Raw genomic sequence first — 18,254 nt, 5'->3', positions numbered from 1 at the left:
GCAAGAGACTGCCCCCGACACCCATTGCCTCGGAAAACCTCTCGCCATGACCGACACCTTCGATCGCGAACCCGAAAGCGCCCGCCCGGAAGACGAGCATCGCTTCCCCTGCCCCAACTGCGGATCGGACATGCGCTATGCGCCGGCCGAGGGAAAAATGATCTGCGACCATTGTGGCAACGAGGAGCCGATCGAGGTCACCGACGGCCCCTGGGGCGGCGGCGTTGCGATGGTCGAGAACGATTTCGAGGCCGCTGTCCGGGGCGAGGTTGCGGCATCCGAGATGGAGGAGACCCGCGTCTCGACCTGTCCCAATTGTGGCGCGCAGGTCCAGTTCGACGGCGCCGATCACAGTCAGGAATGCCCGTTCTGCGCCACCCCCGTGGTCGCCGACACCGGCACCCACCGGCACATCAAGCCCAAGGGGCTGATCCCCTTTCAGCTGACCGAACGCGAAGCCCACAAGGCGATGAACGATTGGCTCCACGGGCTCTGGTTCGCGCCCAACGGCTTGAAGGAATACGCCCGGAAGGACAGCTCTCTGGATGGCATCTACGTGCCGTTCTGGACCTACGATGCCGATACCGCGACCCGCTATCGCGGCCAGAGGGGCACGGCCTATTACGTCACCGTGAAGGGTCCGGACGGCAAACCGAGACAGGAGCGCCGCATCCGCTGGACCCGCGCGTCGGGCCGTGTCAGCCGGTTCTTCGATGACATCCTCGTGCTGGCGTCCAAATCCTTGCCGAAGCGATACACGGACGCGCTGGCGCCGTGGGATCTCAGCGGTTTGGCGGAATATCGGCCGGAGTTTCTCTCGGGCTTCCGCGCAGAGGGCTACACCGTCGAGTTGGACGAAGGCATGCTCGAGGCCCGCGCCATCATGGACGCCCAGATCCAGCGCGACATTCGCCGGGATATCGGCGGCGATGCGCAGCGGATCGACGCGATGGACACCCATGTGGACAAGGTGACCTTCAAGCATATCCTGCTGCCGGTCTGGATCGCTGCCTACAAATACCGCGGCAAGAGTTTCCGCTTCGTGGTGAACGCGCAAAGCGGCAAGGTGCAGGGCGAGCGGCCCTACAGTTGGGGCAAGATCGCGCTGGCGGTCATCGCTGCGCTCATCGTGGCGGCGGCGGTCTTCTACGGGTTGGAGGTCATGGATCGCTGAGCGAGGGCGGTGGGGCTGGTCGCTGTCCGCTGCGTCGGCCATCTAGGATTTTCACGCCTCTTCGTGTAGCCTAAGCACTGACGTCGCGCGTCTCAGCGCCGTGGCGTCGTGCCCGCGTTGCGCGAAATAGGCTTCCCCAAGGCGCCTGTTACCGCTAACACACTCCCGAAATTGAGATGGAGAGACCCCATGATCCTGTGCGCCGGTGAAGCCCTGATCGACATGCTGCCCCGCCGGACCGAGGCCCATGAAGCGGCCTTCGCCCCCTACCCCGGCGGATCGGTCTTCAACACGGCCGTGGCCCTGTCGCGCCTTGGGACCGAGACAGAATTCTTCTCGGGCCTGTCCACCGACCTCTTCGGTGAGCGGCTGGACGGTGTCCTGATGGCAAATGGCGTCGGCAGCACCTTGGCGCACCGCGGCGATCGCCCGACGACGCTGGCCTTCGTGACGCTGAACGATGGCCATGCGAGCTACGCCTTCTATGATGAGAACACCGCCGGAAGGATGCTGACCGAGGCCGATCTCCCCACGATCCCCGACAGCGCGAAGGCGTGTTTCTTCGGGGGAATCTCCCTTGCCGTAGAGCCCTGCGCCGATGCCTATGCCGCGCTGATCGCGCAGGCGGACAAGCTGAACCGTGTCGTGATGATCGACCCGAACATCCGCCCCGGCTTCATCGCCGACGAGGCGCGTTTCCGTGCGCGGCTCGACCAAATGCTGGCGCATACCGACATCATCAAGGCCTCGGACGAGGATCTGCGGTGGCTCTTGGGCGATCACCCGCTGCCGGTGCTGGCTGAAAAGCTCTCGGAAAAAGGGCCGTCGGTCGTGCTTGTCACCCAAGGGGCTGCGGGCGTCACGGGGTTCCATGGCGATCTCGAGATCCACGTCGACGCGCAGGCCGTGAAGGTCGTCGATACCGTCGGTGCGGGCGATACGTTCAATGCTGGCGTTCTGGCGGGTCTTGAGGACGCGGGCGCGCTCGACAAGGACATGATCGGCAAGGGTCTTGATGGGGAGACCCTGCGCGCGGCCATGACGCTTGGCGTCCGCGCCTCGGCGGTGACGGTGACGCGGGCCGGTGCCAACCCGCCGCGCCGTGACGAGCTGACGTGAGGGCGCTGCTCCAACGGGTCAGCCATGCGCGCGTGGAGGTCGATGGCGCGCCGGTCGGTGAGACAGGACCGGGCCTGCTGATCCTGTTGTGCGCCATGCAGGGTGACACCGAGACCGAGGCAGAAAAGCTGATGGCCAAGATCAGCAAGCTGCGGATTTTCAAGGACGACGCGGGCAAGATGAACCGCTCGCTGCTCGACAGCGGCGGCAGCGCCCTCGTGGTGAGCCAATTCACGCTGGCCGCTGACACCGCGCGCGGCAACCGCCCCGGTTTCTCTGCGGCCGCGCCGCCGCAGGAGGGGGAGGCGCTTTACCGCCACGCAGCCGCCCATCTCCGCGCCCTCGGGGTCGAGACCCAGACCGGAGAGTTCGGGGCGGATATGGACGTGCATCTGGTTAACGACGGCCCGGTGACGATCTGGATCGACACGGCTGATTAACCTCAGGCCGAGCGCGTCACGTCGTGGTTATAGAGCCAGTTGAACCGGTTGGTGACGGCATGCGGGGCGAAGCGCGCCGCGGCCCGTAGCGCGGTATGTGCGGCGAACCGAAACGGCCCCGGCCGCAGGTGATAGTTCGTGGCGTTGTCGTTCGCCGCCTCCACGATCCGTGCCGTCCGCGGCTTGCGCAGGGCTTGATAGCGATGCAGGGCACGGCCCACGTCCGCTTCGACGCCCAGACAATCGGCCAGCACCCATGCGTCTTCCAACGCCATGTTGGCACCTTGTGCGAGGAATGGCAGCGTCGGGTGCGCAGCATCGCCGAGCAGCACGAGCGGCCCGTTGAACCACTGCGCCGCGACCGGGTGGCGATACAGCCCCCAAAGGTTCGGCTCTTCGACCCGCGCCAGCAACGCGCGGATTTCAGGGCAGAAATCGGTGAAGGCGGCGCGAAGGTTGCGCGGATCGTCGGTCAGCATCCAGTCTTCCACGGCCCAGGCATCGCGCTCTTCAACGGCGACGATGTTGGTTAACGTGCCGCCCCGCAGCGGGTAGCGCACCAGATGCCGCCCCGGCCCCATGAAAACCTGCGCCTCGGGCGCGAGCCGCTCTGCCGCCTCTGTCGGAACCAACGCGCGCCACGCGACCTGCCCCGTAAAGAATGCCTTCGAGCGCGGATTGAGGTGCGCGCGCCCTGCAGAGTGCAGCCCGTCCGCCGCGATGGTGAGGCCGTGGGTCTCTGTCGCGCCATCCGCAAGCATGAGGCGCACGGCATGTTCCTCGGCCTCGACGCCTCTCACATGAACTCCGAGGCGGATTTTCACGCCGGCTTCCACCGCGGCCTGATGGAGCGCACCAATCAGGTCCGCGCGGTGCACGAAATGGAACGGCTCTCGCAGAGACATCCGGAAAACCTCCGCGCCGCGCCGGAAATCGCGCAGGCACACCGCCTCCCCGCGCGTGGCCGCGCGAGCCACAGCATCGGCCACGCCGAGCGCTTTCAAAACGACCCATCCGTTTGGCGAGACCTGCAGGCCCGCGCCGACCTCTGCAATCGTGTCAGACCGCTCCAACACCGTGACGGAGGCGCCCCGCCGCGCACAGGCCAGCGCCGCCGCCAACCCGCCGATTCCCCCGCCGATGACGGTAATCTGTTTGCCTATGAGCATCCTGCGTCTCCATGCAAAAGGGCACCCGTCGGGTGCCCTTTTCCTGATCTTCGTGCCAAGCGCGGCCTGATCGCGGCTCAGTCGTCGCGGTGGACCTTCTCGCGACGCTCGTGACGCTCCTGCGCTTCCAGCGTCATCGTGGCGATCGGGCGGGCGTCCAGACGCTTGAGCGAAATCGGCTCTCCGGTCTTCTCGCAGTACCCGAACTCGCCGTCTTCCACACGCCGAAGCGCCTGATCGATCTTGGCGATTAGCTTGCGCTGGCGATCCCTCGTGCGCAATTCCAGCGCGCGGTCCGTCTCTTCCGAGGCGCGATCCGCAACGTCGGGAATATTGCGGGTTCCGTCCTGAAGCGTGGTGACCGTCGAGCGGCTCTCGTCCAACAACTCATCGCGCCATGTCAGCAGCTTGCGGCGAAAATACTCCACCTGACGCTCGTTCATGAATGGTTCGTCCTCAGCGGGACGATAATCATCTGGCAAAAAAACTTCTGCTTTCATCGTGCTCCCCTCAGTGGGGCTCATATTGCTCATGGTGTCTAACCTCCGCCAGTCCATGCGTCCCCCCGTGGCGGTCGATTACACCTGCGAAGGCGGGTTGTCACCAAGATAGTGAGTGCGGTAGCCAATTTGTAATTGGACACGCTCTCCGAGAGGAACCCGACTTGTTAAGATTTGACGGCACCGCCGATTATGTTGCGACCCAGGATCTGACCGTTGCGGTCAATGCCGCCGTGACCCTGGAACGGCCGCTTCTGGTCAAGGGTGAGCCCGGCACCGGCAAGACGGAACTGGCCCGCCAGGTGGCCGGGGCGCTCGAGCTGCCGATCATCGAATGGCACATCAAATCGACCACCCGCGCGCAGCAGGGGCTTTATGAATACGATGCCGTCTCACGCCTGCGCGACAGCCAGTTGGGCGAGGAACGCGTACATGATGTGCGCAACTACATTCGCAAGGGCAAGCTGTGGCAAGCCTTTGAACGGCAAGAGAAATGCGTGCTGCTGATCGACGAGATCGACAAGGCGGACATCGAGTTTCCGAACGATCTTCTGCAGGAACTCGACCGGATGGAATTCTTCGTCTACGAGACCGGCGAGACGGTGAAAGCACAGGTTCGTCCGATCGTCATCATCACCTCGAACAACGAAAAAGAGCTGCCCGACGCCTTCCTGCGCCGCTGCTTCTTCCACTACATCCGCTTCCCCGACATCGAGGTCATGAAAAAGATCGTGGAGGTCCATCATCCGGGCATCAAACCGGCCCTTCTGACGACCGCGCTCACGCAATTCTACGAGATCCGGGAGCAACAGGGTCTGAAGAAAAAGCCCTCCACCTCCGAAGTTCTGGATTGGCTGAAACTGTTGCTCGCGGAAGACCTGCAGCCCGAGGATCTGCGCCGCGACGGGGCGTCGGCCCTGCCGAAACTGCATGGTGCGTTGTTGAAAAACGAGCAGGACGTAGCCCTTTTCGAACGCCTTGCCTTCATGGCACGCGGGCAACGGTAGGCAAGCATTCGCCCACAGTGCGACGGGAAGGTTTAAGCCTGCCCGATTCCTGCCATAATTGGTCTGCACATTGCGCTGGCGCGCCAACAGAAGCTCAAGACAGGCAAGAACTTGACCCCGTCGCACACCATTCGCCCCTTGGGCGCAGAGGATCGGAAACAATGGGGCACGCTTTGGCGTGGCTATCTGGGATTCTACGAGGCCGAAATCGCACCGGACCATGACGACCTGCTTTTCCAGCGGCTGATTGATCCCTCTATCGACAACCTGCAGGCTTGGGTCGCGCAGCGCAGCGAGGATCTGGTGGGGCTCGTTCATATTGTCACACATGCGCATACTTGGCGCGCGGAACGCGTTACCTATCTACAGGATCTGTTCACGGCACCCGAGGTCCGTGGCACCGGGCTTGGTCGGGCCCTGATCGAAACCGTTTACGCGGACGCTGACGCGCAGGGGCGTGATACGGTGTACTGGATGACGAAAACCTCGAACACGACGGCGCGAAAGCTCTACGACCGGATCGCGCAACCGACTGACTTTATGAAGTATTCTCGAACCTGAAGGCCCAGTATTTGTCCCGTTTCCTGACCCTCACGGCGCCCGTCTTCGCCATGCTCCTCGCGGCTTGCGCGCCTTCGAACAGCACGGATGTGCCTGACCGGGCGGCGGCTGCAGCGCCCGGCACCTTGCCGGCGATGAATACATTCGGCGCGCCTCGGATCAGTTCGCCGACCCGCTCGAACTCGACGATTGCAGCCGATTTTCTCGATCTGAGCTTCCAGATGGAATCGGGGCGCACGATTGACCGGATCAGCCGGTTCGAGGGACCGATCACCGTCGCCGTCGCGTCCGGCGCGCCCGCGTCTCTCAACAGCGATCTTGATCAGTTGCTGCGGCGACTGCGGTCCGAGGCCGGCATCGACATCTCCCGGACGTCCTCGTCCGAGGCCTCGATCACCATCGAGACCATGCCGCGCTCGCGCATGCAGCGGGTCGTGCCGCAAGCGGCGTGTTTCGTCGTGCCCCGCGTCAGCTCTTGGTCCGAGTTCCGCCGGGCGCGCTCGGGGCGGTCACTGGATTGGACGACGCTCGACACCCGCGAGCGGGTTGCCGTCTTCATTCCCTCCGACGTGTCGCCGCAGGAAGTGCGCGATTGCCTCCATGAAGAGATCGCGCAGGCCCTCGGGCCCCTCAACGATCTCTACCGCTTGCCCGATTCCGTCTTCAACGACGACAACTTCAACGCGGTCCTGACCGGGTTCGACATGCTCATCCTGCGGACCTATTACGACGATGCGCTGCGTTCGGGCATGACCCGCGCGCAGGTGGCGAGCGCCCTGCCCGGCATTCTTTCGCGGATCAATCCGGGCGGTGGCGTGACCATTCGCGAGAGCGGATCCCAGACGCCCCGCGCCTGGATCACCGCGATCGAAGCCGCGCTCGGACCGGGCCAATCGGACGAGGCGCGTGTTTCCGCCGCCGAGCGTGCGGTGCGTCTGGCACAGCAGCGTCAATGGACCGATACGCGCCTCGCCTTCAGCTATTTCGCGCTTGGCCGCCTGACCCTGTCACGCGATGTGGAGACCTCGATCCAGGCATTCCAATCGGCCTCCACCATCTTCGAGCGTGTCGCCCCCAACGGGATCCAGTCGGCCCATGTGGACATGCAACTCGCCGCCTTCGCCCTTTCGGCAGGGCGCACGGAAGAGGCGCTGCGCCTGACCGAGCGCGCCCTGCCCGCGGCCACCCGCGCGCAAAACGCCTCGCTCCTCTCGACGCTTCTGATGATCCGCGCCGAAGCTCTGGACGATGTCGGACGCGCCTCCGAGGCCCGCAGCGTTCGGCTTGATAGCCTCGCATGGGGCCGTTATGGCTTTGGCTCCAACGCAGCCGTCAGCGCACGGTTGACCGAAGTCGCGGCGCTCTCGCCCGGCAGGTAACAGGCCAGAGGCGGGACGATCATGCTGAATTTCATGGGTGCTGTATTGGGCCTTGTCATTGGCGCTCTTCTGGCGCGCAAGCGCGGCGGCAACTGGGCAGACATCGCCCAATACGGGGCGGTCTTCGCGCTGATCGGGTTTCTGCTTGGCACGCTCGTCATGCTTGTGGTCCCGGCCCCGCAGTAGCTAGGCTGCGTCCATGTTCTTACCCTTTTTTCAGACCCTCCGCTCGGCCCGCATCCCGGTTTCCCTCCGCGAGTATCTCGCCTTTCTCGAAGGGGTCTCTGCGGGTCTGGTGACCTATGACGTCGACGGGTTCTACTATCTCGCCCGCGCTGCCATGGTGAAGGATGAGCGTCACCTCGACCGGTTCGATCAGGCCTTTGCCCATACCTTCGGCGGGCTGGAGGCGATCACCGCCGACGACGTGCTGGAAGCGGCCGAAATTCCCCGCGAATGGCTGGAAAAGCTGGCGGAAAAACACCTCTCCGAGGAAGAGCGGGCCGAGATCGAGGCTCTGGGTGGCTTCGACAAACTGATGGAGACCCTGCGCGAGCGCCTGAAGGAACAGGAAAAGCGCCATCAGGGCGGCTCGAAGTGGATCGGCACCGCCGGCACCTCGCCCTTCGGGGCCTATGGGTACAACCCCGAAGGCGTGCGGATCGGTCAGCACGAGAGCCGGCACCGACGCGCCGTGAAGGTCTGGGACAAGCGGGACTTCAAGAACCTCGACGGCGACGTCGAACTCGGGACCCGTAACATTAAGGTCGCGCTCAAACGTCTACGACAGTGGGCGCGCAACGGCGCGGCGGAGGAATTGGACCTCGACGGGACCATCCGCGCGACGGCCGAACATGGCTATCTGGACGTGAAGACCCGGCCGGAACGTCGCAACGCCGTGAAGGTGATCCTGTTTCTCGACGTCGGCGGCTCGATGGACGATCACGTGAAGGTGGTGGAGGAGCTGTTCAGCGCCGCGAAGGCTGAATTCAAGCATCTGGAATACTACTACTTCCACAATTGCCTCTACGAAAGCGTCTGGCGCGACAACCGGCGCCGCTGGTCCGAGACGATCCCGACCTTCGAGGTGATGAACACCTACGGGCCTGATTATAAGTGCATTTTCGTGGGCGACGCGGCGATGTCCCCCTACGAGATTGCCTTCGCTGGCGGGGCGAACGAACATTGGAACGAGGAGCCGGGGAGCACGTGGTTGCAACGCGCCCGCGCCCAGTGGCCGGACCACATGTGGATCAACCCGACGCCCGAAAAGCATTGGCGCTACACGCAGTCGACCCAGATGATCAACGAGATCTTCGAGGGGCGGATGGTGCCGATGACACTGGAAGGCATCGACCGCGGCATGCGTGAGTTGGGCCGCTGATCGCGCAACTGCGCCGGGCTTCGGCTCTAAGTGAACATCGTAGCGGGCTCTGCCCGGATGGGATGGCCGCGAGTTCTGCTGTGGGGTGCGGCGAGAGAGGTGATCTGGGTCACCTTCTATCTCGGGTTGAGCGACCCCTTCGGTGACCGGATCGACGCGCGGGCCATTCTGCTCGGCAATGCCTCCGATTTCCTTGTGGCAGACTTGGACACGGTCGGCCTCGGTGCCGCGCTTCTGACCCGGATCAGGCAGGCGAATTAGCCGCGCGCCGATTTCCATTGCCGCCGCGGATAGCGCACCCCATATCTAAGCCATGTTGAAGCTGACCCCCATCCTGCTCGCCGTGGGCTACGGCCTCGTGATGTACCTGTTCTCGGCCTGGCGCACGAACCGCGACCTGAAGGCGCGCTCTACGGAGTTGGCGGATGCACGTCTGCGGGCCATTACCGAGAAGTTCGCCAAGGTCCTCGATGTCGAGAAGATCCGCGTCAACGTCTACGAGGTGGACGCGGTCAACGGGCTCGCTGCCCCGAACGGGCAAATCTACCTGACGCGCGGATTCTATAATCGCTACCTCTCGGGCGAGGTGACGGCCGAGGAGTTGGCCAGCGTCATCGCCCATGAGTTGGGTCACGTCGCCATGGGCCATACCCGGCGGCGGATGGTCGACTTTTCCGGTCAAAATGCGGTGCGCGTGGTGCTCGCCAGCGTCTTGGGGCGGTTCATCCCCGGCATCGGTGCGGCAATCGCGAACGCGGTCGGGGCGCTCCTTGCGGCGCGGTTGAGCCGGCAGGATGAATACGAGGCCGACGCCTACGCGACGTCCCTGATGGTCTCCGCCGGCCTCGGCGCGGGTCCCCAGAAGACGATGTTCGAGAAGTTGGAGCGCTTGGCGGGTCTGAAAGGCGGCGGCACGCCGGCGTGGTTGATGAGCCATCCGAAGACGTCCGAGCGGATCGCGGCGATCGAAGCGATGGAGGCGCGGTGGCGCTCTGAAGGGCCTGCAAACTAAGGGCTCAAGCGAACTGGAACGGTTACCTTCAAAGGCTGCGTGTATTTCCCGTATTTATGAAAAGATGAAGTCAGGCGCTCAGCGCTTTGCCGAGACGGGGCAGCCGGACGCGCTTGAGGAGCCCGCGCAGGGGCAGGTTCTGGCCTGAGAGGCGCTCGGCCTCGGCGTGAGTCTCGGCGACGGCCTGGGCCACGGCGTCCGGCTGCTCAAGCCACAGGTCCATCAAGAGCGCGTCTGGTGCCACCGCGCGGATGCCGTAGCCTGACAGCTCGCGCGCGGGAAAATCCTTGAGGTTCTGGGTCAGGATCACCTCGGCGCCGCCTTGAATCGCGGTGGCGAGGACGTGGACGTCAGCGGGATCGGGGAGCCAGAGCGGCGCCTCATCCCCCGGCGGCGTCAGAGCCTCGGGGAACTGCAGGTTGGCACGGGTGACCTCCGCCTGAGCAAGCTCCGCATCGAGCGCCCCGCCGTTCCGGGCGGCGGCGCGGGTCCATTCCTCCAACAAGCGGTCCGACCAGCGCGGCGCGATCAGGCCGCGTTCTGCGCAGCCGAAGACGATCTGGCGCAACACCGTGGGGTAGAGCACGCAGGCGTCGATGACCGCGATCATAGGGAGAACGCGAGCGCTTTCAGGTAGCCTGTGTCGCTCAGGCTCGGGTGGACCGGGTGATCGGGCCCGGCGAAGCCGGTGTAGATCAGACGCGGCTCGCGCCCCGCTCGGCCGATGCCACGGATGCAGGAGGCGCGGAATTTGCCGAGGTCCGCCGCGTGGGAACACGAGCAAAGCATCAAGGTGCCGCCCTCTGCCACGAGGGACGCGGCCAAGCGCGCCACGCGTTCATAGGCGCGCAGCCCCTTGTCGAGGGCCGGTTTCGACGGCGCGAAGGCCGGGGGATCGGCAATGACGAGGTCAAACGTCGCGCCCTCGGCCGCGAGCGCTTCCATCACCGTGAAGGCATCGCCCTGACGCGTATCAAAGCGCGCGTCGCAGCCCATCGCCTGGGCGCCCTGCCCCGCCAGCGTCAGCGCGGGCTCGGAGGCATCGACAGCAAGGGCGCTCTGCGCGCCGGCGGCCAGCGTGGCCAAGGCAAAACCGCCCACGTGGGTGAAGACATCCAGAACGCGCGCGCCTTCGGCCAAGCGCGCCATGAGGGCGTGGTTCGGCCGCTGGTCGTAGAAAAGGCCGGTTTTCTGCCCCCCCATGACGTCAGCCATGTAGGTCGCCCCGTTCATCGGCACTTCGATCGGACCGTCAGGGGCCGTGCCTGCGAGCGTCAGTATCTCTTCGGGCAAATCCTCCAACGCGCGGGCGCGCGATGTGCCGTTCTTGATGAGCGTCGTGGCGCCGGTTGCCTCCAGCAGCAGATCGCGCAGGTCATCGAGGCGCTCTTCCAGCCAGATCGCGTTGGGCTGCATCACCAGCGTGTCGCCGAAGCGGTCGACGATCAGGCCCGGCAGGCCGTCGCCCTCGGCGTGGATCAGGCGATAGTAGGGCGCGTCATAGAGCGCATCGCGCAGCCGAGCGGCCCGATTGATCTTGGCGCGCAGCCAGTCCTTGTCGATCACCGTATCCGGCGCGCGGTCGAGGATCCGCAGGCCGATCCGTGCATTGACGGTCGCGACCCCGATGCCGATTGGCTGCCTTTCGGCATCTTCCAAAAGAGCCAAGGCCCCCGCGGGTACAGCCTTGGACCGGCGATCGAGAACGAGGTCGTCCGCCCAGGCCCAGGGGTGGCCATGGCGGATGCGGCGGGCGTCAGCCTTGGGTTTAAGGCGGAGAACGGGAAAAGAGGGCGCTGTCATAGCGCCCCCTCTAGCGGGTTATTGAACGATCCGTAAGGTCGAAATTGCGAGACGGCTCAGTTCGAAGCCACCAGAAGCGGGGTGTTGACGGGGCCGATGAATTCCTCGGCCACCCAGGCCTGAAGACGCTCATTGATGCGGATGCGTTGCGTGATGCCTTGCGCGTCAGCCGCCACCGCGTCGTTGCCGCCGAGCGCCGGGAACGTGAGGTCCACATCGGTCGGACCCGAGAGAAGTGCGCCCGTCTCGGCATGGCGAATGGTCATCACGAATTCGATTTCCTGCTCGCTCGGGATGTTGGAGTAGCGCACCCGTTGGGTCTGGGCGTGGAAGCGACTGACGTTGAGCGTCACGATCACGGGGGTGGCGCCGTCGACAGCCTCGAATGCCGGCTCGAGCGCCGCGCTCATCAGGGCTGCGACCTGTGCATGGCGGTCGCCGATGGGATCTTCGCGCCAGACTATGTCGGCGCGCGGCTTGATCGTGTTGGCTTCCGAGGAGGTCAGGTCAGAGGGCACGATGACCTCGACACCGGCCACGTCCCAATCCTGAATCTCGATGTTTTCGATCACCGGAATGGTGTCCGGACCGATATCGCGCGACACATCGGTGGTGCCGACGCAGCCGGAAACAGCAAGGGCGGCGCCGAGTACCAGGGCGGGAATGAAACGGGTCGTCATCATGAAACTTCTCCTGCAAGGGCCGTCTTGAGACCCGGCTTGCCGAACTTGTTAAACCTTCATTTGCTCCACTCATGCGGTGGTGGAACGGAAGATTTCTCGCAGGCAAGCGCGGCGAAATGAGGCGCGGCGCGCGCCCTTTCCAAGGTCATATGCAGGAAAAAGTCTGCCGGGATTGAGGCCGTTTGAAGGCGGGCGAGCCGTGAGACTGCCTATTCGATCTCGCGGATACCGGCGATTTGCGCGCGCGCTCCGCTCAGGATCCAGGCGTGTTCGGATGCGATGAAGACGGCGCCGAAGCCGTATTTGCGCAAGGTCTTCGCCCGGTCGGCATTGGCCACGAAGGTCATGTAGGCCTTGCCGTTCGCGTTTGCGGCCTGTCCGACGCGCGCCATGGCGTCGTGCAGCTCGTCGCAATCCTGATCGGTCTGACCATAAGCCACCGTGAGATCGGCCGGCCCAAGAAACAGCGCATCGATACCGGGCGTCGCGGCGATGGCGTCGCAGGCCTCCACCGCTTCCGGATCCTCGATCTGCGCGACGACGATAGTTTCATCACGGCTTTGTTCGAGGATCTGCGGCATCGTGCGTGTCGCGTAGCCTGCCCAACGGCTCGAGCCGGCGTACCCACGGCCTCCGTGCCCATAACGCGCCGCCTTGGCGACTTTCTCGGCCACCTCCGCGCTGGTGACATGGGGTACGACGACGCCCACGGCGCCGATATCAAGCGCCGCTCCGATGTTCTCGGCGCTGCCCGAAGGCACGCGGATCAGCACGGGGAAGTCAGCGGCCCGGGCGACTGCAAGGCAGGCGTTGAGGGTCTGGCGATCGAAGGGCGCATGTTCGAGATCGATACAGACGAAATCGAGACCCGCGAGGATCAGGATTTCGAGAATATCGACCGAAGGCGTCTTCATGAAGGTGCCCGCAAGGGGTCGGTTCGAGGCGACGGTGGCACGAAACGCGGCGATGGACATGGGGCAAGCTCCGGTTGGCGGGCCCCGAAGGGCAGAGACGGTCGCGGCGAACTTGCCGAGGCATTCGGCCGAATGCAACCGGAGAACAGCGGCGTATCGCAGACGGCGCGTGTCGGACGTCACCGCACCGTGTCGGGGCAGCACGGGTCTGTTGGCTCGACCACGCGGATGAGCCTTCAGCCTGCGCTCAGCTCACAGGTGCGTTCGGATCGAAACTGCCAACGGACGTGGTGGCACCCAAGCCGCTCAAGCTGGCGTTCGGGTCGTAGCCGCCCTCTCCAACTCCGAGGCCCGCCGGGTTGGTCGCGATCTCGGACATCGCAGCCATCGCCATTGGCGCGGTGGCTTCCGGCGCAGCCACGGGCGCAAGCGCGGCCGTGGGCGGCGGTGCACTCAAGGGATCAGAAGAGGCATTGTCAGCCGGCGGCGGCTCCGGCGCGCTGGCCGCTTTTGCACCGCCTAGACGTACAGCCCGGCGGCCGGACAATTGCCCCAATCCTCCGCGCGCGAAGACATGTCCGCCCTCATCCTCAAGGGAAACGGCGCCGAGGTCTGCATGCTCGAACGGAATGAGATCTCCCTCAACCAGCGCCTCCACCTTGCCGAGAGGCATCACGACCCGCAGCAGGACCGCATCCAGTGCCATCGGCGCAGCCCCGAGCACGTCGAGCATCCGCTCGCTCCAATCCTCTGCCGCCGCGTCTTGCGGGGCGGCAGAGGCGTGTTTGCGGGCAATGGCGGGGTCACTGGGCAGCAGAACGGCAAGCGTGCCGGTCTTGTGCCCGCCCATGGTGACCGGGACCTGCAACAGGTGATAGCCCCGTTCCGGCATCAACAGGTTGAGTTGGGCGCGGTCGGTGATGGAGCTGCCGTAGCTCATCCGGTCCGGCCAGTCGCGGTCGGGCTGCCGGGCGGTTTCCAGCGCGAAGGCACCGAGCACAAGCTCCACGAAATCGCGGCACAGCGCCTCGTCGATGCGGGTGATCGCGCGGGGCGGTTGCTCTGCCTCTTCGACGTGGCCGGTTGCCTGCACCTCGATCAGCGAATCGACCAGCGGATGATCGAGGGCGAAAAGCCCCCTTCTGCCGTCTTCATCCTCGATCGCCGCGAGCAAGCCGTGTTCAGGGAGGCCGGGGACCGATTCCGACAGGGTCGCGTCCGGTGTGACGCTGACTTCGGCCACCGAAGGCGTCAGGGTGCCATAGGGCAGCGCCGCGCGACGGATGGCGCGGGTCAGTCCCGACTGCAACGCGGGGATCAGATCGCTTTTGCCCGTCCCGCGGCCTCGATGCGCCGCAATGATGCGGGAGATAACGGATGGCGTGTCGGAATCGGGCATTGCGGTGCGGGGCCTTCTGGCAAGTCACATGAGACAAGCCATCGCACAAAACCCGTTAATAAACCCCTTAAGCCGCGCGCAATGCGGCGCTTGGCAGTTGCACGCGGAACCGCGCGCCGCCCGGTCCGGGCAGGAAACTCAGCCGACCATCGAGACGGCTCATCACCTCAAGACTGATCGCCAGCCCCAGGCCTGCGCCCGGCGCCCCTCGCGCGGTATCAAGGCGCGAGAACTTCTCGAAAATCAGCGCCTCCTGCCGAGACGGGATGCCAGACCCATTGTCACAGAAATCTACGGCGATCCCCTGCCCCAGACGCTCGACCGAGATGGTGAGTTCCGGCGCCTCGGCGTCGCAATATTTCTGCGCGTTCGAGATCAGGTTGATGAACACCTGAGACAGCCGGTCGGCGTCGGTCCACAGGGTGATCTCTTCCGCCGCGCGGTCGCGGTTGATGATCAGGCGGGACTGCGATTCCGCGACCGCCGCCGAAATCGCGCGGTCCATCACGTCCGACAGCACAGCCTTGTCCATGTTCAGCGTCACGCGTCCGTTCTCCAACACGCTGAGGTCCAGCAGATCGTCCAGAAGCCGCGTCAGGCGCATGGATTCGTCGTGGATGATCCTGCTGAAGCGCGTGCGCGCGGCCTCGTCAACAAGGTCTGACTGCATCAGGATTTCGGAAAACGCCCGGATCGACGTCATGGGCGTGCGCAGCTCGTGACTGATCTGCGACAGGAAGGCGTCTTTCTGCAGCGACAGCTCCGTCAACTTGGCATTTGCCTCGCGCAGGCTGCGGGCGGCCTGGGCCAGCTCTTCGGATTTCGCCTCCAGCTGACTGGAATATTCCATGATCTGGGCCGTCTCGTCCGCCACGGCAAGCAGGTCACGGACCGACACGCTGGCAGCTCCGGCGATCTGGGCCACCATGGCGTGCGCCGTGGCCGCCCCGACGGAGCCCGCAAGCTCGCGTTCCAGTCGTTGGAGGAAATCGGGGGTCGGTTCCGGCAAGTCGCCCTCGCGGCCCTGATCGGCGGCGACCTCGGCAAAGAGCCTGCCCGCACGTCCGGTTCCGAGGATCCGCTGCGCCATGATCAACAGATCATCCGCCGTGCCAACCGCGCCGCGCCAGCCTTTGAGCGCGCGCGAATGATCGAAGACGTTGACGAATTGCGCGCCTTGCAGCCGTTCCAGCGGTGAGGGAAAGCTGAAGAGAGAGCCCATGATGAACAAAGCCGTATTAACGCCCAGCGACAGCACCATGGCGGTGAGCAGCGGGTCCGTGGCTTGCAGCCCGAGCGGCGTCGCGGGAGAGAGCCAAGCGATGCCGAAAGGTCCTTCCGACAGGATCGGGGCGATCAGGCCGCCGGTCTCGAACACATTCGGCAAGAGGAGCAGCCAACCCCAGATCAGGAAGCCCGACCCGATCCCCAAGGCCGCCCCGGGCCGCGTGGCCCCGCGCCAGAGGATGCCGCCGACCAGCGCCGGCAGCACCTGCGCCACACCAAGGAACGAGATCAAACCGATGGAGGCAAGCGCCTCTGTCCCGCCGGATTGACGGTAATAGAGAAGTCCCAGCAACAGCACGCCCGCAATGGAGAAGCGGCGCGCCATCAGGGCCATGCTCCGCATGTCGCCGTCCCGCGCCTCGCCCCGGTGGCTGATCCGCAGCCAGAGCGGCACGATGATATGGTTCGACACCATCGTCGACAGGGCAAGCGCTGCCACCATCACCATCGAGGTTGCCGCCGAAAACCCGCCGAGGAACACCAGCAGCGCCAGCATGTCCTGATCGAGCGAGAGCGGCACGGTGAGAACGTAGAGGTCCGGATTGTCACCGGTGCCGGGCAGGCTCATCCCCGCCACGGCCAAGGGCACCACGAAGAGCGAGATCAGCATCAGGTAGAGCGGAAACGCCCATCCGGCGACGGCGAGGTGACGTTCGTCGGAGTTCTCGACCACCAGCACCTGAAACATCCTCGGCAGGCACAGGATCGCGGCCCCGGCCAGCACGGTGAGCCCCAACCACCGCGCGCCATTCAAAGGCTCTGCAGCGATGGGCGAGGCCTCGATCCGTGCCAGCATGTCGCCGGGGCCATCGGCGACACCCCAGACCACGAAGATGCCCACGCTCAGGATGGCGGCGAGCTTGACGATGGCCTCGAAAGCAATGGCGCTGACGAGGCCGGGGTGACGCTCGTTCAGATCAAGCGAGCGGGTGCCGAAGATAATGGTGAACAAGGCGAGGCCCGCAGCCAGCCAGACCGCCGTCGCCCCTGCCCCGTCCGGCCCGAAAGAGCCCGGCTGCGCAAAGACGGCAAACGACAGCGTGACGGATTGCAACTGCAAGGCAATGTAGGGCGTCGCGCCGATGACCGAGAGGACCGTGACCAATGCAGCCAAACCGCCAGACTTGCCGTAGCGGCTTGAAATCATGTCGGCAATTGACGTGATCCGCTGCGCGCGCCCGATCCGCACCACCTTTCGCAGGAGCCAGTACCATCCGACGAAAACCAGTAGCGGGCCGAGGTAGATCGTCAGGAATTCCAGCCCCGACCGCGCGGCGGAGCCGACCGCGCCGTAGAACGTCCACGCGGTCGCGTAGATCGACAGGCTCAGCGTATAGGTGATCGGCGAGTTCAGCCATTTTGCCCCGCCCCGCCGGGCGCTTTTCTCGGCCCAGAACGCGATGGCAAAAAGCCCCAAGACGTAGAGGACGCAGACCGCGACGAGGGCGTCCAGATCCCGCATCTCAGCTACGCTCGGACGTCGCGGCGGGCGTTTGATCGGCCGTCTTGTCTGTCGGTGGCAAGGCGGGCGATGGCGGGGCGGATGTCTCGCCCTCGCCTCCGACAGACCGCACGAGGGCGCGGCTGATCACGGCGGTCAGAACGATCAGCCCGAGCCATATGGCAAAGTAGTACACCAGTTCGCCGGCAAGCGTCGGCGCACCGCCTTCCTCGTCACGGATGAAGACAGGCCCAAAGATCATTATCGCACCGAGGAAGGGCAAAAGGCGCGCGGCGTCTTGCAGCCGGTTCTGTCGATAGGTCCGACGCTCGAGGAACATGCGGCGCGGCACGGGTCAATCCCCGCTGGCCGCAGCGCTCTCCCGCAGGGAAGAGATCACGTCCAGCAACTCGGTATTGGCGAAAGGTTTGGTGAGAAAACCGTTCGCCCCCAGTGACATGGCCTGATCGCGGTCCTTCGTCTGCCCCTTCGCGGTCAGCATCAACACCGGCAGGTTCCGCGTCTCAGGACGCGCGCGCAGGTCGGCGAGGATCTCGAACCCCGTACGGCCGGGCAGCATCACGTCGAGCACGAGTATATCGGGCGTCAGCCGCGCGATCTCTTCCAGCGCATCGCTGCCCTTGCCGTGGCCGCGCACGTCCCACCCCGCACGACTGAGAATGAAGCTGAGGGCCTCCAGGATATTGCCCTCATCCTCGACGATCAGGATGCGGCCGATGGGTCCGGTGGATGTCGCGCCCTCATCCGTCGTGGTCGGCGCCTCACCGGTCTCGCGGCGCTCTGTGGCGATTATCTCCACCGGATTTCTCGACATGGGCTCATTGGCAACCGCCAACTCGCTGGCCCCACTGCCCATCGCAGCTCCGGCCCTGTTATCATGTTCTCCCGTCATCGGCCCTCCTCTGTGGGGCGCTGGACCCTCCCGTCCCTCGCGCCGCCAAGCCTGATGGCGCGAGTGTGC

General features: G+C 64.9%; 20 protein-coding genes. 10 read left to right on the top strand and 10 right to left on the bottom strand.

What is annotated here, in order from left to right; genetic code table 11:
* Positions 1-46: 46 nt before the first annotated feature.
* The 3 genes from KYE46_RS09030 to dtd all read left to right on the top strand — a co-directional run bounded on the left by KYE46_RS09030 (position 47) and on the right by dtd (position 2,733).
* On the top strand, positions 47-1,174 hold the full coding sequence (locus KYE46_RS09030; RefSeq protein ID WP_219000300.1) for a TFIIB-type zinc finger domain-containing protein: 1,128 nt from the start codon (positions 47-49) through the stop codon (positions 1,172-1,174).
* Positions 1,175-1,363: 189 nt separating this feature from the next.
* Positions 1,364-2,293, top strand: a complete 930-nt coding sequence (locus KYE46_RS09025; RefSeq protein WP_219000299.1) for a carbohydrate kinase family protein — start codon at positions 1,364-1,366, stop codon at positions 2,291-2,293.
* A complete protein-coding gene (dtd, locus tag KYE46_RS09020; RefSeq protein ID WP_219000298.1) occupies positions 2,290-2,733 on the top strand; it encodes a D-aminoacyl-tRNA deacylase in 444 nt (147 codons plus the stop codon). The genes KYE46_RS09025 and dtd overlap by 4 nt, the downstream gene beginning before the upstream one ends.
* 2 nt (positions 2,734-2,735) lie before the next feature.
* On the opposite strand, the gene KYE46_RS09015 is transcribed toward dtd, so the two are convergent.
* A complete protein-coding gene (locus tag KYE46_RS09015) occupies positions 2,736-3,902 on the bottom strand; it encodes an FAD-dependent oxidoreductase (RefSeq protein ID WP_219000297.1) in 1,167 nt (388 codons plus the stop codon).
* A gap of 77 nt (positions 3,903-3,979) precedes the next feature.
* Positions 3,980-4,402: an RNA polymerase-binding protein DksA gene (dksA, locus tag KYE46_RS09010; protein WP_428845053.1), complete on the bottom strand. Its 423-nt coding sequence runs from the start codon at positions 4,400-4,402 to the stop codon at positions 3,980-3,982.
* Between the two features lie 164 nt (positions 4,403-4,566).
* Between dksA and KYE46_RS09005 the strand changes: the two genes are divergently transcribed.
* From KYE46_RS09005 to KYE46_RS08975, 7 genes are all read left to right on the top strand, one after another.
* The gene (locus KYE46_RS09005) at positions 4,567-5,409 is read left to right on the top strand and encodes an AAA family ATPase (protein WP_219000296.1); all 843 of its coding nucleotides are present in this window, start codon (positions 4,567-4,569) and stop codon (positions 5,407-5,409) included.
* Positions 5,410-5,547: 138 nt separating this feature from the next.
* Positions 5,548-5,970: a GNAT family N-acetyltransferase gene (locus KYE46_RS09000; protein ID WP_247716809.1), complete on the top strand. Its 423-nt coding sequence runs from the start codon at positions 5,548-5,550 to the stop codon at positions 5,968-5,970.
* 50 nt (positions 5,971-6,020) lie between these two features.
* The gene (locus KYE46_RS08995; protein WP_428845088.1) at positions 6,021-7,349 is read left to right on the top strand and encodes a DUF2927 domain-containing protein; all 1,329 of its coding nucleotides are present in this window, start codon (positions 6,021-6,023) and stop codon (positions 7,347-7,349) included.
* Positions 7,350-7,370: 21 nt separating this feature from the next.
* On the top strand, positions 7,371-7,535 hold the full coding sequence (locus KYE46_RS08990) for a complement resistance protein TraT (RefSeq protein ID WP_219000293.1): 165 nt from the start codon (positions 7,371-7,373) through the stop codon (positions 7,533-7,535).
* A gap of 13 nt (positions 7,536-7,548) precedes the next feature.
* Positions 7,549-8,733: a vWA domain-containing protein gene (locus KYE46_RS08985; RefSeq protein WP_219000292.1), complete on the top strand. Its 1,185-nt coding sequence runs from the start codon at positions 7,549-7,551 to the stop codon at positions 8,731-8,733.
* A gap of 57 nt (positions 8,734-8,790) precedes the next feature.
* Positions 8,791-8,994 carry a hypothetical protein gene (locus tag KYE46_RS08980; RefSeq protein WP_219000291.1) on the top strand — a complete coding sequence of 68 codons (204 nt, stop codon included), beginning with the start codon at positions 8,791-8,793 and terminating at the stop codon, positions 8,992-8,994.
* Between the two features lie 52 nt (positions 8,995-9,046).
* Entirely contained in the window at positions 9,047-9,745 is a 699-nt protein-coding gene (locus KYE46_RS08975; protein WP_219000290.1) for a M48 family metallopeptidase, read from the top strand.
* 70 nt (positions 9,746-9,815) lie between these two features.
* On the opposite strand, the gene KYE46_RS08970 is transcribed toward KYE46_RS08975, so the two are convergent.
* From KYE46_RS08970 to KYE46_RS08935, 8 genes are all read right to left on the bottom strand, one after another.
* Positions 9,816-10,355 (bottom strand): RSP_2648 family PIN domain-containing protein, encoded by a 540-nt coding sequence (locus KYE46_RS08970; RefSeq protein ID WP_219000289.1) that lies wholly within the window; start codon positions 10,353-10,355, stop codon positions 9,816-9,818.
* Entirely contained in the window at positions 10,352-11,548 is a 1,197-nt protein-coding gene (locus tag KYE46_RS08965) for an RSP_2647 family RNA methyltransferase (RefSeq protein WP_219000288.1), read from the bottom strand. The genes KYE46_RS08970 and KYE46_RS08965 overlap by 4 nt, the downstream gene beginning before the upstream one ends.
* 56 nt (positions 11,549-11,604) lie before the next feature.
* Positions 11,605-12,231: a DUF6778 family protein gene (locus KYE46_RS08960; RefSeq protein WP_219000287.1), complete on the bottom strand. Its 627-nt coding sequence runs from the start codon at positions 12,229-12,231 to the stop codon at positions 11,605-11,607.
* Between the two features lie 209 nt (positions 12,232-12,440).
* Complete coding sequence (locus KYE46_RS08955) at positions 12,441-13,205, bottom strand: HpcH/HpaI aldolase family protein (protein WP_219000286.1); 765 nt, start codon at positions 13,203-13,205, stop codon at positions 12,441-12,443.
* Between the two features lie 187 nt (positions 13,206-13,392).
* Positions 13,393-14,544 (bottom strand): FliM/FliN family flagellar motor switch protein, encoded by a 1,152-nt coding sequence (locus KYE46_RS08950; protein WP_219000285.1) that lies wholly within the window; start codon positions 14,542-14,544, stop codon positions 13,393-13,395.
* A gap of 67 nt (positions 14,545-14,611) precedes the next feature.
* On the bottom strand, positions 14,612-17,293 hold the full coding sequence (locus KYE46_RS08945) for an ATP-binding protein (protein ID WP_219000284.1): 2,682 nt from the start codon (positions 17,291-17,293) through the stop codon (positions 14,612-14,614).
* 1 nt (position 17,294) lies between these two features.
* Entirely contained in the window at positions 17,295-17,624 is a 330-nt protein-coding gene (locus tag KYE46_RS08940; RefSeq protein ID WP_219000283.1) for a hypothetical protein, read from the bottom strand.
* Positions 17,625-17,627: 3 nt separating this feature from the next.
* Complete coding sequence (locus tag KYE46_RS08935) at positions 17,628-18,185, bottom strand: response regulator transcription factor (protein ID WP_346345200.1); 558 nt, start codon at positions 18,183-18,185, stop codon at positions 17,628-17,630.
* Positions 18,186-18,254 lie beyond the last annotated feature (69 nt).

Origin of the sequence: Gymnodinialimonas ceratoperidinii, from assembly GCF_019297855.1 — a bacterium.
GTDB lineage: Bacteria > Pseudomonadota > Alphaproteobacteria > Rhodobacterales > Rhodobacteraceae > Gymnodinialimonas > Gymnodinialimonas ceratoperidinii.
The sequence above is the reverse complement of the archived record's forward strand: the minus strand, read 5'-3'. Positions and strand labels throughout refer to the sequence as shown.

Coding starts and splice junctions, on each gene's coding strand:
- KYE46_RS08950 (WP_219000285.1), bottom strand. CDS start 14,544: ATGCCCGATTCCGACACGCCATCCGTTATCTCCCGCATCATTGCGGCG.
- KYE46_RS08980 (WP_219000291.1), top strand. CDS start 8,791: ATGGGATGGCCGCGAGTTCTGCTGTGGGGTGCGGCGAGAGAGGTGATC.
- dksA (WP_428845053.1), bottom strand. CDS start 4,402: ATGAAAGCAGAAGTTTTTTTGCCAGATGATTATCGTCCCGCTGAGGAC.
- KYE46_RS08945 (WP_219000284.1), bottom strand. CDS start 17,293: ATGCGGGATCTGGACGCCCTCGTCGCGGTCTGCGTCCTCTACGTCTTG.
- KYE46_RS08955 (WP_219000286.1), bottom strand. CDS start 13,205: ATGTCCATCGCCGCGTTTCGTGCCACCGTCGCCTCGAACCGACCCCTT.
- KYE46_RS09025 (WP_219000299.1), top strand. CDS start 1,364: ATGATCCTGTGCGCCGGTGAAGCCCTGATCGACATGCTGCCCCGCCGG.
- KYE46_RS08995 (WP_428845088.1), top strand. CDS start 6,021: ATGCTCCTCGCGGCTTGCGCGCCTTCGAACAGCACGGATGTGCCTGAC.
- KYE46_RS08985 (WP_219000292.1), top strand. CDS start 7,549: ATGTTCTTACCCTTTTTTCAGACCCTCCGCTCGGCCCGCATCCCGGTT.
- KYE46_RS08960 (WP_219000287.1), bottom strand. CDS start 12,231: ATGATGACGACCCGTTTCATTCCCGCCCTGGTACTCGGCGCCGCCCTT.
- KYE46_RS08935 (WP_346345200.1), bottom strand. CDS start 18,185: ATGACGGGAGAACATGATAACAGGGCCGGAGCTGCGATGGGCAGTGGG.
- KYE46_RS08990 (WP_219000293.1), top strand. CDS start 7,371: ATGCTGAATTTCATGGGTGCTGTATTGGGCCTTGTCATTGGCGCTCTT.
- KYE46_RS09030 (WP_219000300.1), top strand. CDS start 47: ATGACCGACACCTTCGATCGCGAACCCGAAAGCGCCCGCCCGGAAGAC.
- KYE46_RS09015 (WP_219000297.1), bottom strand. CDS start 3,902: ATGCTCATAGGCAAACAGATTACCGTCATCGGCGGGGGAATCGGCGGG.
- KYE46_RS08970 (WP_219000289.1), bottom strand. CDS start 10,355: ATGATCGCGGTCATCGACGCCTGCGTGCTCTACCCCACGGTGTTGCGC.
- KYE46_RS08965 (WP_219000288.1), bottom strand. CDS start 11,548: ATGACAGCGCCCTCTTTTCCCGTTCTCCGCCTTAAACCCAAGGCTGAC.
- KYE46_RS08975 (WP_219000290.1), top strand. CDS start 9,047: ATGTTGAAGCTGACCCCCATCCTGCTCGCCGTGGGCTACGGCCTCGTG.